This window comes from Streptomyces sp. NPDC002156, assembly GCF_053593675.1.
The window spans coordinates 62,085-75,005 of record NZ_JBSFDA010000017.1; the positions used below are offsets into that span (position 1 = coordinate 62,085).

Here is a 12,921-nt window from a genome sequence, read left to right on the forward strand (position 1 = left end):
GGCATGCCCCAACTGCCCGCGCCCGATTACCCGGACGACGTTCGAGCCCGGCTCGAAGCGGACGCCCGCGAGGTCATCGCCCGCTACCCGGACTCCAGGTCCGCCCTGCTGCCGTTGCTGCATCTCGTGCAGTCGGAGGAGGGCCATGTCACGCGCACCGGGATGCGGTTCTGCGCGGACGTACTGGGCCTGACCACGGCCGAGGTCACCGCGGTCGCCACCTTCTACTCCATGTACCGCCGGGGCCCCTCCGGCGACTACCAGGTGGGCGTCTGCACCAACACCCTCTGTGCGGTGCTGGGCGGCGACGCCATCTTCGAGACCCTCCAGGAGCACCTCGGCGTCGCCAACGGCGGGACGACCGAGGACGGCAAGGTCACCCTGGAGCACATCGAGTGCAACGCGGCCTGCGACTTCGCACCCGTCGTGATGGTGAACTGGGAGTTCTTCGACAACCAGACCCCGGCCAGTGCCAAGCGTCTCGTCGACGACCTGCGCGCGGGTGCGCAGGTCGAGCCCACGCGCGGTGCCCCCCTGTGCACGTTCAAGGACACCGCCCGCATCCTGGCGGGCTTCCCCGACACCCGGGACGGGGCCGTCGAGGCGAGCGGCAGCGCCGGCCCCGCCTCGCTGACCGGGCTCCGGCTGGCCAAGGGCGAGAGCCCCGCGCGCGTGGTCCACCCCCGGGGCGGCGCCCCCAAGGGCACGCGGCCGCACGACCCGTCGCCCGCCGAGCACCTCAGTTCGCACGACGCGCCGCAGGACACGGCGGCGTCCGACCCCTCCCACCCGGCGGGGCCCGTCACCGAGGAGGGGGAGTGATGACATTGGCACCCGAGATCAACGAGACCAGCCCCGAGAAGCTGCTCGCACCCGTGCTGTCGGCCTTCTGGGACGAGGACAGGTCCTGGACGCTGGACGTCTACCGAAGGCACGAGGGTTACGAGGGACTCCGCAAGGCCCTCGCGATGACACCGGACGACCTGATCGCGTACGTCAAGGAGTCGGGTCTGCGTGGCCGCGGCGGTGCGGGATTCCCTACGGGAATGAAATGGCAGTTCATTCCTCAGGGTGATGGAAAACCACACTATCTAGTTGTCAACGCCGACGAATCCGAGCCGGGAACCTGCAAGGACATCCCGCTCCTCTTCGCGAACCCGCATAGCCTCATCGAGGGCATTGTGATCGCGTGTTATGCCATCAGGTCTTCGCATGCCTTCATCTATCTGCGCGGTGAAGTCGTACCAGTGCTGCGGCGGTTGCACGAGGCCGTACGTGAGGCCTACGCGGCGGGCTACCTCGGCAAGAACGTGCTGGGCAGCGGACTCGACCTCGAACTCACCGTGCACGCGGGCGCGGGCGCGTACATCTGTGGTGAAGAGACCGCACTGCTCGACTCGCTCGAAGGCCGCCGGGGTCAACCGCGGCTCCGTCCCCCCTTTCCTGCCGTCGCAGGGCTCTATGCCTGCCCAACTGTTGTGAACAACGTCGAGTCGATCGCGTCGGTTCCCGCGATTCTCCAAAAAGGAAAAGAATGGTTCCGGTCGATGGGCAGCGAGAAGTCCCCGGGCTTCACGCTCTACTCGCTCAGCGGCCATGTCACCAATCCGGGCCAGTACGAGGCCCCGCTCGGCATCACGCTCCGCCAACTCCTCGACATGAGCGGCGGGATGCGCCCCGGCCACCGGCTGAAGTTCTGGACACCGGGCGGCTCCTCGACACCGATGTTCACCGACGAGCACCTCGACGTCCCTCTTGACTACGAAGGAGTGGGCGCCGCCGGTTCCATGCTCGGCACGAAAGCACTCCAGTGCTTCGACGAGACCACCTGCGTCGTCCGGGCCGTCACCCGCTGGACCGAGTTCTATGCCCACGAGTCCTGCGGCAAGTGCACGCCCTGCCGCGAAGGGACGTACTGGCTCGTGCAGTTGCTGCGCGACATCGAGGCCGGCAAGGGCGCCATGTCCGACCTCGACAAGCTGAACGACATCGCCGACAACATCAACGGCAAGTCCTTCTGCGCCCTCGGCGACGGCGCCGCCTCGCCGATCTTCTCCTCCCTCAAGTACTTCCGCGAGGAGTACGAGGACCACATCACGGGCCGGGGCTGCCCCTTCGACCCGGCCAAGTCGACGGCCTGGGCCGACCGCACGGAGGTGAACGCATGACGGTGACCACGAGCGCCCCCTCCGGAGGAGGCGACGCGGCGGTCCCGCCGGAAGATCTCGTCTCGCTGAAGATCGACGGCATCGACATCAGCGTGCCCAAGGGCACCCTGGTGATCCGCGCCGCCGAACAGCTCGGCATCGAGATCCCGCGCTTCTGCGACCACCCCCTCCTCGACCCGGCCGGCGCCTGCCGCCAGTGCATCGTCGAGGTCGAGGGCCAGCGCAAGCCCATGGCGTCCTGCACGATCACCTGTACGGACGGGATGGTGGTGAAGACTCACCTCACCTCGCCCGTGGCCGAGAAGGCCCAGCACGGTGTGATGGAGCTGCTGCTCATCAACCACCCGCTCGACTGCCCGGTCTGCGACAAGGGCGGCGAGTGCCCCCTGCAGAACCAGGCCATGTCGCACGGCCAGTCGGAGTCCCGCTTCGAGGGGAAGAAACGGACCTACGAGAAGCCGGTCCCGATCTCCACGCAGGTGCTGCTCGACCGCGAACGCTGCGTGCTGTGCGCCCGCTGCACCCGCTTCTCCAACCAGATCGCGGGCGACCCGATGATCGAGCTGATCGAGCGCGGCGCGCTCCAACAGGTCGGCACCGGCGAGGGCGACCCCTTCGAGTCGTACTTCTCCGGGAACACGATCCAGATCTGCCCGGTCGGCGCGCTGACCTCGGCGGCGTATCGCTTCCGCTCCCGCCCCTTCGACCTGGTGTCGTCGCCGAGCGTGTGCGAGCACTGCTCCGGCGGCTGCGCCACCCGCACCGACCACCGGCGCGGCAAGGTCATGCGGCGCCTCGCGGCCAACGAGCCCGAGGTCAACGAGGAGTGGATCTGCGACAAGGGACGCTTCGGCTTCCGGTATGCGCAGAAGCCCGACCGGCTCCAGACCCCCCTCGTACGCAACGCCGCCGGAGTCCTGGAGCCCGCCTCCTGGCCCGAGGCTCTGGAGGCGGCGGCCCAGGGACTCCTCGCGGCCCGCGGCCGTGCGGGCGTGCTCACCGGCGGCCGGCTCACCGTCGAGGACGCCTACGCGTACAGCAAGTTCGCGCGCGTGGCCCTCGACACCAACGACATCGACTTCCGCGCGCGCGTGCACAGCGCCGAGGAAGCCGACTTCCTCGCCGCCCGGGTCGCCGGACGCGGCCGCGACCTCGACGGTACGGGTGTCACGTACACCTCCCTGGAGAAGGCCCCCGCGGTCCTCCTGGTCGGGTTCGAGTCCGAGGAGGAGGCGCCCGGCGTCTTCCTGCGGCTGCGCAAGGCCTGGCGGGGACACGGGCAGAAGGTCTACTCACTCGCCACGCACGCGACCCGCGGCCTGGAGAAGGCCGGCGGCACGCTGCTGCCCGCCGCCCCCGGCACCGAGACCGAGTGGCTGGACGCGCTCGGCAGCGGGTTCGGCCTGGAGGAGAGCGGGGCCAAGGCCGCCGAGGCGCTGCGCACCGAGGGCGCGGTGATCGTCGTAGGGGAGCGGCTCGCGGCTGTGGCGGGCGGGCTCACCGCCGCCGTACGGGCCGCCTCCACGACCGGCGCCCAGCTGGTGTGGATCCCGCGCCGGGCCGGGGAGCGCGGCGCCGTCGAGGTCGGCGCGCTGCCCTCGCTGCTGCCGGGCGGACGTCCGGCGACCGACCCGCGCGCGCGGGACGAGGTCGCCGTCGCCTGGGGCGTGGCCGAGCTGCCGCACCGCTTCGGCCGCGACACCGGCCAGATCGTCGAGGCCGCCGCCGCGGGCGAGTTGCGGGCCCTGGTGGTCGCCGGCGTCGAGGTCGCCGACCTGCCCGATCCGGCACGCGCGCGTGACGCCCTGCACGAAGTGGGCTTCCTGGTGTCGCTGGAACTGCGGCCCAGCGAGGTCACCGAGCACGCCGACGTCGTACTCCCGGTCGCCGCGGTCGCCGAGAAGGCGGGCACCTTCCTCAACTGGGAGGGCCGGGCCCGTCTCTTCGAGGCCGCGCTCAAGCCCGACCAGATGACCCGTCGTCTCGCACCGCCGGACGCGCGCGTGCTGCAGATGCTGGCCGACGCCATGGACGTACACCTGGGCCTGCCGGACCTGCGGACCGCGCGGCAGGAACTGGACCGACTCGGGGCCTGGGACGGGGCGCGGGCCACCAACCCCCTGGAGATCGGCGCCCAGTTGCCGCGTCCGGCCGCCGGGGAAGCGGTGCTCGCGGGGCACCGGCTGCTGCTCGACCAGGGGCGTCTCCAGGAGGGCGACGACGCGCTCGCCGGGACGCGGCACGCGGCACACGCGCGCGTGTCCGCACCGACGGCCGCCGAAGCCGGTGTGAAGGACGGTGACCTGCTCGCCGTGACGGGTGCCACCGGGACGGTCGAACTGCCCCTCCGGGTCACCGAGATGCCCGACCGCGTGGTCTGGCTGCCCCTGAACTCCACCGGAGGCGGCGTCGCCTCCGACACCGGGGCGCTGCCCGGCGCACTCGTCCGCATCGGTCCGGCGACGCTCGCCTCCGAGGCCCCCAAGGAGGTGGAGGCATGAGCAGCCCGTACCTCGCCGCTGAAGACCTCTCCATGTTCGGCACCGACCCCTGGTGGCTGGTCGTCGTCAAGGCGGTCTTCTGCTTCGCCTTCCTGATGATCACCGTGCTGTTCTCCATCGTGTGGGAACGCAAGGTCGTCGCCTGGATGCAGCTGCGCATCGGCCCCAACCGGCACGGCCCCTGGGGCATGCTCCAGTCGCTCGCCGACGGCATCAAACTGATGCTCAAGGAAGACCTGATCGTCAAGCGCGCGGACAAGGTCGTCTACATCCTCGCGCCGATCGTCGCGGCCATCCCGGCCTTCATGGCGATCGCGGTCATCCCCTTCGGACCGGCCGGCAACGAGGTCTCGATCTTCGGCCACCGTACGACGATGCAGCTCACCGACCTGCCGATCGCGATGCTCTACGTCCTCGCGGTCGCCTCGGTCGGCATCTACGGCATCGTGCTCGCGGGCTGGAGCTCCGGATCCACCTACCCCCTGCTGGGCGGACTGCGGTCCTGCGCGCAGATGATCTCGTACGAGATCGCCATGGGCGCCGCGTTCGCCTCGGTGTTCCTCTACTCCGGGTCGATGTCGACCTCGACCATCGTCGAACAGCAGCACGACCGCTGGTACATCGTCCTGCTGCCGGTCTCCTTCGTCATCTACATCATCACGATGGTCGGCGAGACCAACCGCGCTCCCTTCGACATGCCGGAGTCCGAGGGCGACCTGGTCGGCGGCTTCAACACCGAGTACTCGTCCATCAAGTTCGCGATGTTCATGCTCGCCGAGTACGTCAACATGGTGACCGTCTCGGCCGTGTCGGTGACGCTCTTCCTGGGCGGCTGGCGGGCTCCCTGGCCCATCAGCACCTTCTGGGAGGGCGCCAACCACGGCTGGTGGCCGATGGCCTGGTTCGTCCTCAAGGTGCAACTGCTGCTGTTCTTCTTCATCTGGCTGCGCGGCACCCTCCCACGCGTCCGCTACGACCAGCTGATGAAGCTCGGCTGGAAGGTCCTCATCCCGGTCTCGCTGGTCTGGTTGATGCTCGTCGCGACCGTACGGACCCTGCGCAACGAGAACTACGACTTCGCCGACATCGCCCTCTACGTCGGCGGCGGTGTCCTCGTCCTGCTCCTGCTCTCCTTCGTGGCCGACATGTTCCGCGACCGGGGCAAGGCACCACAGACAGCCGACGACGAGCCCGTCGCCTTCGACCCGATGGCGGGCGGATTCCCCGTACCGCCACTGCCGGGACAGGAGGCGCAGACGGTGCCGCGCAGGCGCCCGCGCCGTGAGCGCGAGTTGATTGTCAGTGGTGGACCGGATACTGGCAGTGACGGATCTCTGGATGGAAAGGAGGCGTCCGATGGCTGAGGAACCCAAGGAGACCAAGCCCGGTTTTCAGAACCCCGTGGCCGGCTTCGGCGTGACCTTCAAGGCCATGTTCAAGAAGCGGCTGACCGAGCAGTACCCCGAGCAGCAGAAGACCACCGCCCCACGGTTCCACGGACGGCACCAGCTCAACCGCCATCCGGACGGCCTGGAGAAGTGCATCGGCTGCGAACTGTGCGCCTGGGCCTGCCCCGCGGACGCCATCTATGTGGAGGGCGCCGACAACACCGACGAGGAGCGCTACTCCCCGGGCGAACGGTACGGCGCCGTTTATCAGATCAACTACGCCCGCTGCATCCTGTGCGGCCTGTGCATCGAGGCGTGCCCCACGCGCGCGTTGACGATGACCAACGAGTTCGAGCTGGCCGACAGCAGCCGCGCCAACCTCATCTACACCAAGGAGCAGCTGCTCGCCGGACTCGAGGAGGGCATGGTCGAATCGCCCCACTCGATCTTCCCGGGCACCGACGAACAGGACTACTACCGAGGTCTGGTGACTGAGGCCGCGCCCGGCACGGTGCGTCAAGTGGCCGTCTCCAAGGGCGAGAAGCCCGAGGACGAGGAGGTGGGGGCATGAGCGCACAGCTCGCCGCCGCAGCCACTCTTTCTGCTGGCACCTCCACTGGTGAGGCCTTCCAGTTCTGGGTGCTCGGTACCGTCGCCGTGGCCGGGGCCCTGTGCACCGTCTTCATGAAGAGGGCCGTGCACAGCGCGCTCTGTCTCGCCGGAACCATGATCATCCTGGCGGTGTTCTACCTCGCCAACGGCGCCTACTTCCTGGGCGTCGTCCAGATCGTCGTCTACACCGGCGCGATCATGATGCTGTTCCTCTTCGTGGTCATGCTCGTCGGTGTCACCGCCGCGGACTCCCTCAAGGAGACCATCAAGGGCCAGCGCTGGCTGGCGCTGGTGTGCGGGCTCGGCTTCGGCATCCTTCTGGTCGCGGGTGTCGGGAACGCCTCCCTGACGGAGTTCACCGGCCTCGGCCAGGCCAACGCGAACGGCAACGTGGAGGGCCTCGCCGGCCTCATCTTCACGAAGTACGTGTTTGCCTTCGAGATCACCGGCGCCCTGCTGATCACGGCTGCCGTCGGCGCCATGGTCCTCACGCACCGCGAACGCACCGAGCGCGCCAAGACCCAGCGCGAGATGGCCGAAGAGCGCGTACGGGACGGCAAGCACCTGCCGCCCCTGCCGGCCCCGGGTGTGTACGCCCGGCACAACGCGGTGGACATCCCGGGCCTGCTGCCCGATGGCACCCCGGCCGAGCTGTCGGTCATGCAGACGCTGCGCCAGCGCGGCCAGATCCGCGATGTGTCCGCCGAGGCCATCAGCGACCTCAAGGCCCTGGAGCAGCGCTCCGAGGACCGCCTGGAGCGCACCAACAGCGGCCCGGGCAAGGGCTCGAACAGTGGGGAGGCGTCGAAGTGAACCCGGTCAACTACCTCTATCTCGCCGCCCTGTTGTTCACGATCGGCGCCACCGGCGTCCTGATCAGGCGCAACGCGATCGTCGTCTTCATGTGCGTCGAGCTGATGCTCAACGCCTGCAACCTCGCGTTCGTCGCCTTCTCCCGGATGCACGGCAATCTCGACGGCCAGGTCATCGCCTTCTTCACGATGGTCGTCGCCGCCGCGGAGGTCGTCGTCGGGCTCGCGATCATCGTGTCGCTGTTCCGTTCCCGCCACTCGGCCTCGGTCGACGACGCCAGCCTGATGAAGCTGTAAGGGGTCGCTGAATCGTGGAGAATCTGATCGCGCTGCTGGTGGCGGCGCCTCTGCTCGGAGCGGCCGTACTGCTGTGCGGCGGCCGGCGGCTCGACGCCGTCGGCCACTGGATCGGCACGGCCCTCGCCGCCTGCTCCTTCGTGATCGGCGTGATCCTCTTCGCCGACATGCTGGGCAAGGACGCCGAACACCGCGCCCTGATGCAGCACCTGTTCAGCTGGATCCCCGTCGAGGGCTTCCAGGCCGACGTCGCCTTCCAGCTCGACCAGCTGTCGATGACGTTCGTCCTGCTGATCTCCGGCGTCGGCTCGCTGATCCACGTGTACTCGATCGGGTACATGGAGCACGACGAGCGGCGCCGCCGCTTCTTCGGCTATCTCAACCTGTTCCTCGCGGCGATGCTGCTGCTCGTCCTCGCCGACAACTACCTGCTGCTGTACGTCGGCTGGGAGGGCGTCGGCCTCGCCTCGTACCTCCTGATCGGCTTCTGGCAGCACAAGCCCAGTGCCGCGACCGCCGCGAAGAAGGCCTTCCTGGTCAACCGCGTCGGCGACATGGGCCTGTCGATCGCCATCATGCTGATGTTCACCACCTTCGGGACCTTCGCCTTCGGGCCGGTCCTCGAAGCCACCGGTGAGACGAGCGAGGGCAAGCTCACCGCCATCGCCCTGATGCTGCTGCTCGCGGCCTGCGGCAAGTCCGCCCAGGTGCCGCTTCAGTCCTGGCTCGGGGACGCGATGGAGGGCCCGACCCCGGTCTCGGCCCTCATCCACGCGGCGACGATGGTGACCGCGGGCGTGTATCTGATCGTCCGCTCCGGGGAGATCTTCAACGCGGCGCCCGACGCCCAGTTGGTGGTCACCGTGGTCGGCGCCGTCACGCTCCTCTTCGGTGCGATCGTCGGTTGCGCGAAGGACGACATCAAGAAGGCGCTGGCCGGCTCGACCATGTCGCAGATCGGCTACATGATCCTCGCGGCGGGCCTCGGTCCCATCGGCTACGTCTTCGCGATCATGCACCTGGTGACGCACGGCTTCTTCAAGGCCGGGCTCTTCCTCGGCGCCGGCTCGGTCATGCACGGCATGAACGACGAGGTCGACATGCGCAAGTACGGCGGCCTCAGGAAGTACATGCCGGTCACCTTCGTGACCTTCGGTCTCGGGTACCTCGCCATCATCGGCTTCCCGGGTCTGTCCGGCTTCTTCTCCAAGGACAAGATCATCGAGGCGGCGTTCGCCAAGGGCGGCACCGAGGGCTGGATCCTCGGCGGCGTGGCCCTGCTCGGCGCGGCCATCACCGCGTACTACATGACGCGCGTGATGCTGCTGACCTTCTTCGGCGAGAAGCGCTGGCAGCCCGACGAGCACGGCCACGAGCCGCACCCGCACGAGTCTCCGAAGTCCATGACGATCCCCATGATCGTGCTCGCCTTCGGGTCGGTCTTCGCGGGCGGGTTCTTCGGCATCGGCGACCGCTTCCTGCACTGGCTGGAGCCCGTCACCGAGCACGCGCACGGACACCCGCCGATCAGCGCCCTCACGGTCACGCTGTCGACGATGGTCGTGCTCGTCATCGGCGCGGGCACCGCGTATGTCCAGTACGGGCGCCGTCCCGTCCCGGTCGTCGCCCCGCGCGGGTCGCTGCTCACCCGGGCTGCCCGGCGCGACCTCCTCCAGGACGACTTCAACCACGTCGTCCTCGTACGCGGCGGAGAGCACCTCACGCGCTCCCTGGTGTACGTCGACCACACCCTGGTCGACGGGGTCGTCAACGGTACGGCGGCCTCCATGGGCGGCCTCTCCGGACGGCTCCGCAAGCTGCAGAACGGTTACGCGCGGTCGTACGCGGTCTCGATGTTCGGCGGTGCGGCGGTCCTCATCGCCGCGACCCTGCTGATGAGGGCGGTCTGATACCGATGTCCTTTCCCCTCCTGACAGCGACGGCGGCGCTCCCGGCCCTCGGGGCGATCGCCACGGCGGCCGTACCGGCTGCCCGGCGCACCGCCGCAAAGTGGCTGGCGTTGATCGTCTCGCTCGCCACGCTGGTGCTCGCCGCGATCGTCCTGGTGCGCTTCGACCCGGGCGGCGACCGCTACCAGCTCACCGAATCCCGCGCCTGGATCAAGGACTTCGGGGTGCGGTACGAACTGGGTGTGGACGGCATCGCCGTGGCGCTCATCGCGCTGACCGCACTGCTGATCCCGTTCGTGATCCTGGCCGGCTGGCACGACGCCGACCCCCTGGAGACCGGGAACACACGCTGGCGGCCCACGCAGGGCTTCTTCGCGCTGATCCTGGCCGTCGAGGCGATGGTGATCATCTCCTTCGAGGCCACCGACGTCTTCCTCTTCTACATCTTCTTCGAAGCCATGCTCATCCCGATGTACTTCCTCATCGGCGGCTTCGGCGACCGTGCCCACGAGCACGGCGAGGAAACGGCGTCCACCCAACGCTCGTACGCGGCCGTGAAGTTCCTCCTCTACAACCTCGTCGGCGGTCTGATCATGCTGGCGGCGGTGATCGGCCTCTACGTGGTGGCCGGGAACTTCTCGCTCACGGAGATCGCCGCCGCGCGGGCCAACGGCTCGCTGGACATGGCGACGAACACCGAACGCTGGCTGTTCCTCGGCTTCTTCTTCGCCTTCGCGGTGAAGGCGCCCCTGTGGCCGCTGCACACCTGGCTGCCCAACGCCATGGGGGAGGCCACCGCGCCGGTCGCCGTGCTGATCACGGCGGTCGTCGACAAGGTGGGCACCTTCGCGATGCTCCGCTTCTGCCTCCAACTGTTCCCGGAGGCGTCGAAGTGGGCGACGCCCGTCATCCTCGTACTGGCGCTGATCAGCATCATCTACGGGGCGCTGCTCGCGGTCGGGCAGCGGGACATCAAGCGCCTGGTCGCGTACGCGTCGATCTCGCACTTCGGGTTCATCGTCCTGGGCATCTTCGCGATGACCAGCCAGGGCCAGTCGGGCGCGACGCTGTACATGGTCAACCACGGGATCTCGACGGCCGCGCTCATGCTGGTGGCCGGCTTCCTGATCTCGCGGCGCGGCTCGCGGCTCATCGCCGACTACGGAGGCGTCCAGAAGGTCGCCCCGGTGCTCGCCGGCACCTTCCTGATCGGTGGCCTCGCGACCCTGTCGCTGCCGGGCCTCGCGCCGTTCGTGAGCGAGTTCCTGGTCCTGGTGGGCACGTACGCGCGCTATCCGGTGGTCGGCATCATCGCCACCTTCGGCATCGTCCTCGCCGCACTCTACACCCTCGTCCTCTACCAGAGGACGATGACGGGCCCGGTGAAGGCGGAGGTCGCCAAGATGCCGGACCTCAGGGTGCGTGAGCTCGTGGTCGTGACGCCGCTGATCGTGCTGCTGATCTTCCTGGGCGTCTACCCGAAGCCCTTGACGGACATCGTCAACCCGGCGGTCAAGCAGACCATGTCCGACGTCCAGAAGAAGGACCCCCAGCCCGAGGTGGAGGCGGCCAAGTGAGCGCATCAGCCGTCCACAGCCTGTGGACAACGGCGGCCGACCCGATCTCCAAGATCGACGCGCCGAAGATCGAATACGGGCAATTGTCGCCCACCCTGATCGTCATCGGAGCGGCGATCGTCGGGATCCTGGTCGAGGCCTTCGTGCCCCGCAAGTCCCGCTACTACGTGCAGTTGTTCGTGTCCGTCGTCGCCCTCGCCGCGGCCTTCGCCGCGGTCGTGGGGCTCGCGGCGAGCGGGTACGGCACCACCAAGGCCGGTATCGCGGCGATGGGCGCCATCGCCGTCGACGGGCCCGCACTGTTCCTCCAGGGCACGATCCTGCTCGCGGGACTGGTCGGGCTGTTCACCTTCGCCGAACGGCGGCTCGACCCGGAGGCCCACGGCAACCGCGTCGACTCGTTCGTCGCGCAGGCCGCGTCCGTACCGGGCAGCGACAGCGAGAAGGCGGCGGTGAAGGCCGGGTTCACCACCACCGAGGTGTTCCCGCTGCTGCTCTTCGCGGTCGCCGGCATGCTGATCTTCCCCGCGGCCAACGACCTGCTGACCCTGTTCGTGGCCCTGGAAGTCTTCTCGCTCCCGCTGTACCTGCTGTGCGCCCTGGCCCGCCGCAAGCGGCTCATGTCGCAGGAGGCCGCGGTCAAGTACTTCCTGCTCGGCGCCTTCGCCTCCGCGTTCACCCTCTTCGGCATCGCCCTGCTGTACGGCTACTCGGGCTCCATGTCGTACGGCACGATCGCCCAGGTCGTCGACGGCACCGTCCAGGACGTCAACCCGGCCCTCGCCGACACCATGGGCAACGACGTACTGCTGCTCATCGGCGCCGCGATGATCGTCATGGGCCTGCTCTTCAAGGTGGGCGCCGTCCCGTTCCACATGTGGACGCCGGACGTGTACCAGGGCGCGCCCACACCGGTGACGGGCTTCATGGCGGCGGCGACCAAGGTGGCCGCCTTCGGCGCGCTGCTGCGGCTGCTGTACGTCGTGCTGCCGGGGCTGCGCTGGGACTGGCGGCCGGTCATGATGGGCGTCGCGGTCGTCACCATGGTGGGCGGCGCGATCGTCGCGATCACGCAGACCGACATCAAGCGGCTGCTGGCGTACTCGTCCATCGCGCACGCCGGGTTCATCCTCGCCGGTGTCATCGCCATGACACCGGACGGGATCTCGTCCGTGCTCTTCTATCTGGCCGCGTACTCGTTCGTGACGATCGGGGCGTTCGCCGTGGTCACGCTGGTGCGGGACGCCGGGGGAGAGGCGACCCATCTGTCCAAGTGGGCGGGGCTGGGGCGCCGGTCGCCGCTGGTGGCCGCCGTGTTCGCGGTGTTCCTGCTGGCCTTCGCCGGCATTCCGCTGACCTCCGGGTTCGCCGGGAAGTTCGCCGTGTTCAAGGCGGCGGCGGAGGGCGGCGCGAGTGCGCTGGTCGTGGTCGGTGTGATCTCGTCGGCGATCGCCGCGTTCTTCTACATCCGGGTGATCGTGCTGATGTTCTTCAGCGAGCCCCGGCCCGAAGGACCCACCGTCGCCGTGCCGTCGCCGCTGACCATGACGGCGATCGGGGTGGGGGTGGCGGTCACCGTGGTGCTGGGTGTGGCGCCGCAGTACTTCCTCGACCTGGCCAACCAGGCGGGCGTCTTCGTGCGCTGAGCAGGTCGTT

10 protein-coding genes are annotated in these 12,921 nt (G+C 68.7%); all 10 read left to right on the forward strand.

Going from position 1 to position 12,921, the window contains the following annotated elements:
- Positions 1-3: 3 nt before the first annotated feature.
- The 10 genes from nuoE to nuoN are packed head-to-tail and all read left to right on the forward strand — an operon-like array spanning position 4 to position 12,911.
- A complete protein-coding gene (gene nuoE, locus ACWCRB_RS10630) occupies positions 4-822 on the forward strand; it encodes an NADH-quinone oxidoreductase subunit NuoE (RefSeq protein WP_369033630.1) in 819 nt (272 codons plus the stop codon).
- Positions 819-2,168 (forward strand): NADH-quinone oxidoreductase subunit NuoF, encoded by a 1,350-nt coding sequence (gene nuoF, locus ACWCRB_RS10635; protein WP_450995691.1) that lies wholly within the window; start codon positions 819-821, stop codon positions 2,166-2,168. Before nuoE ends, nuoF begins: the two co-directional genes overlap by 4 nt.
- Positions 2,165-4,669 carry an NADH-quinone oxidoreductase subunit G gene (locus ACWCRB_RS10640; RefSeq protein WP_450995692.1) on the forward strand — a complete coding sequence of 835 codons (2,505 nt, stop codon included), beginning with the start codon at positions 2,165-2,167 and terminating at the stop codon, positions 4,667-4,669. Before nuoF ends, ACWCRB_RS10640 begins: the two co-directional genes overlap by 4 nt.
- Positions 4,666-6,033, forward strand: a complete 1,368-nt coding sequence (nuoH, locus tag ACWCRB_RS10645; RefSeq protein WP_450995693.1) for an NADH-quinone oxidoreductase subunit NuoH — start codon at positions 4,666-4,668, stop codon at positions 6,031-6,033. Before ACWCRB_RS10640 ends, nuoH begins: the two co-directional genes overlap by 4 nt.
- Positions 6,026-6,628 carry an NADH-quinone oxidoreductase subunit NuoI gene (nuoI, locus tag ACWCRB_RS10650; RefSeq protein WP_450995694.1) on the forward strand — a complete coding sequence of 201 codons (603 nt, stop codon included), beginning with the start codon at positions 6,026-6,028 and terminating at the stop codon, positions 6,626-6,628. The genes nuoH and nuoI overlap by 8 nt, the downstream gene beginning before the upstream one ends.
- Positions 6,625-7,482, forward strand: coding sequence for an NADH-quinone oxidoreductase subunit J (locus tag ACWCRB_RS10655; protein ID WP_450995695.1), 858 nt, complete (start codon positions 6,625-6,627; stop codon positions 7,480-7,482). The genes nuoI and ACWCRB_RS10655 overlap by 4 nt, the downstream gene beginning before the upstream one ends.
- A complete protein-coding gene (gene nuoK / locus ACWCRB_RS10660; protein WP_037929353.1) occupies positions 7,479-7,778 on the forward strand; it encodes an NADH-quinone oxidoreductase subunit NuoK in 300 nt (99 codons plus the stop codon). The genes ACWCRB_RS10655 and nuoK overlap by 4 nt, the downstream gene beginning before the upstream one ends.
- A gap of 14 nt (positions 7,779-7,792) precedes the next feature.
- Positions 7,793-9,688: an NADH-quinone oxidoreductase subunit L gene (nuoL, locus tag ACWCRB_RS10665; protein ID WP_450995696.1), complete on the forward strand. Its 1,896-nt coding sequence runs from the start codon at positions 7,793-7,795 to the stop codon at positions 9,686-9,688.
- A gap of 5 nt (positions 9,689-9,693) precedes the next feature.
- The gene (locus ACWCRB_RS10670) at positions 9,694-11,265 is read left to right on the forward strand and encodes an NADH-quinone oxidoreductase subunit M (protein ID WP_450995697.1); all 1,572 of its coding nucleotides are present in this window, start codon (positions 9,694-9,696) and stop codon (positions 11,263-11,265) included.
- Positions 11,262-12,911, forward strand: a complete 1,650-nt coding sequence (nuoN, locus tag ACWCRB_RS10675; RefSeq protein ID WP_450995698.1) for an NADH-quinone oxidoreductase subunit NuoN — start codon at positions 11,262-11,264, stop codon at positions 12,909-12,911. Before ACWCRB_RS10670 ends, nuoN begins: the two co-directional genes overlap by 4 nt.
- Positions 12,912-12,921: the final 10 nt, after the last annotated feature.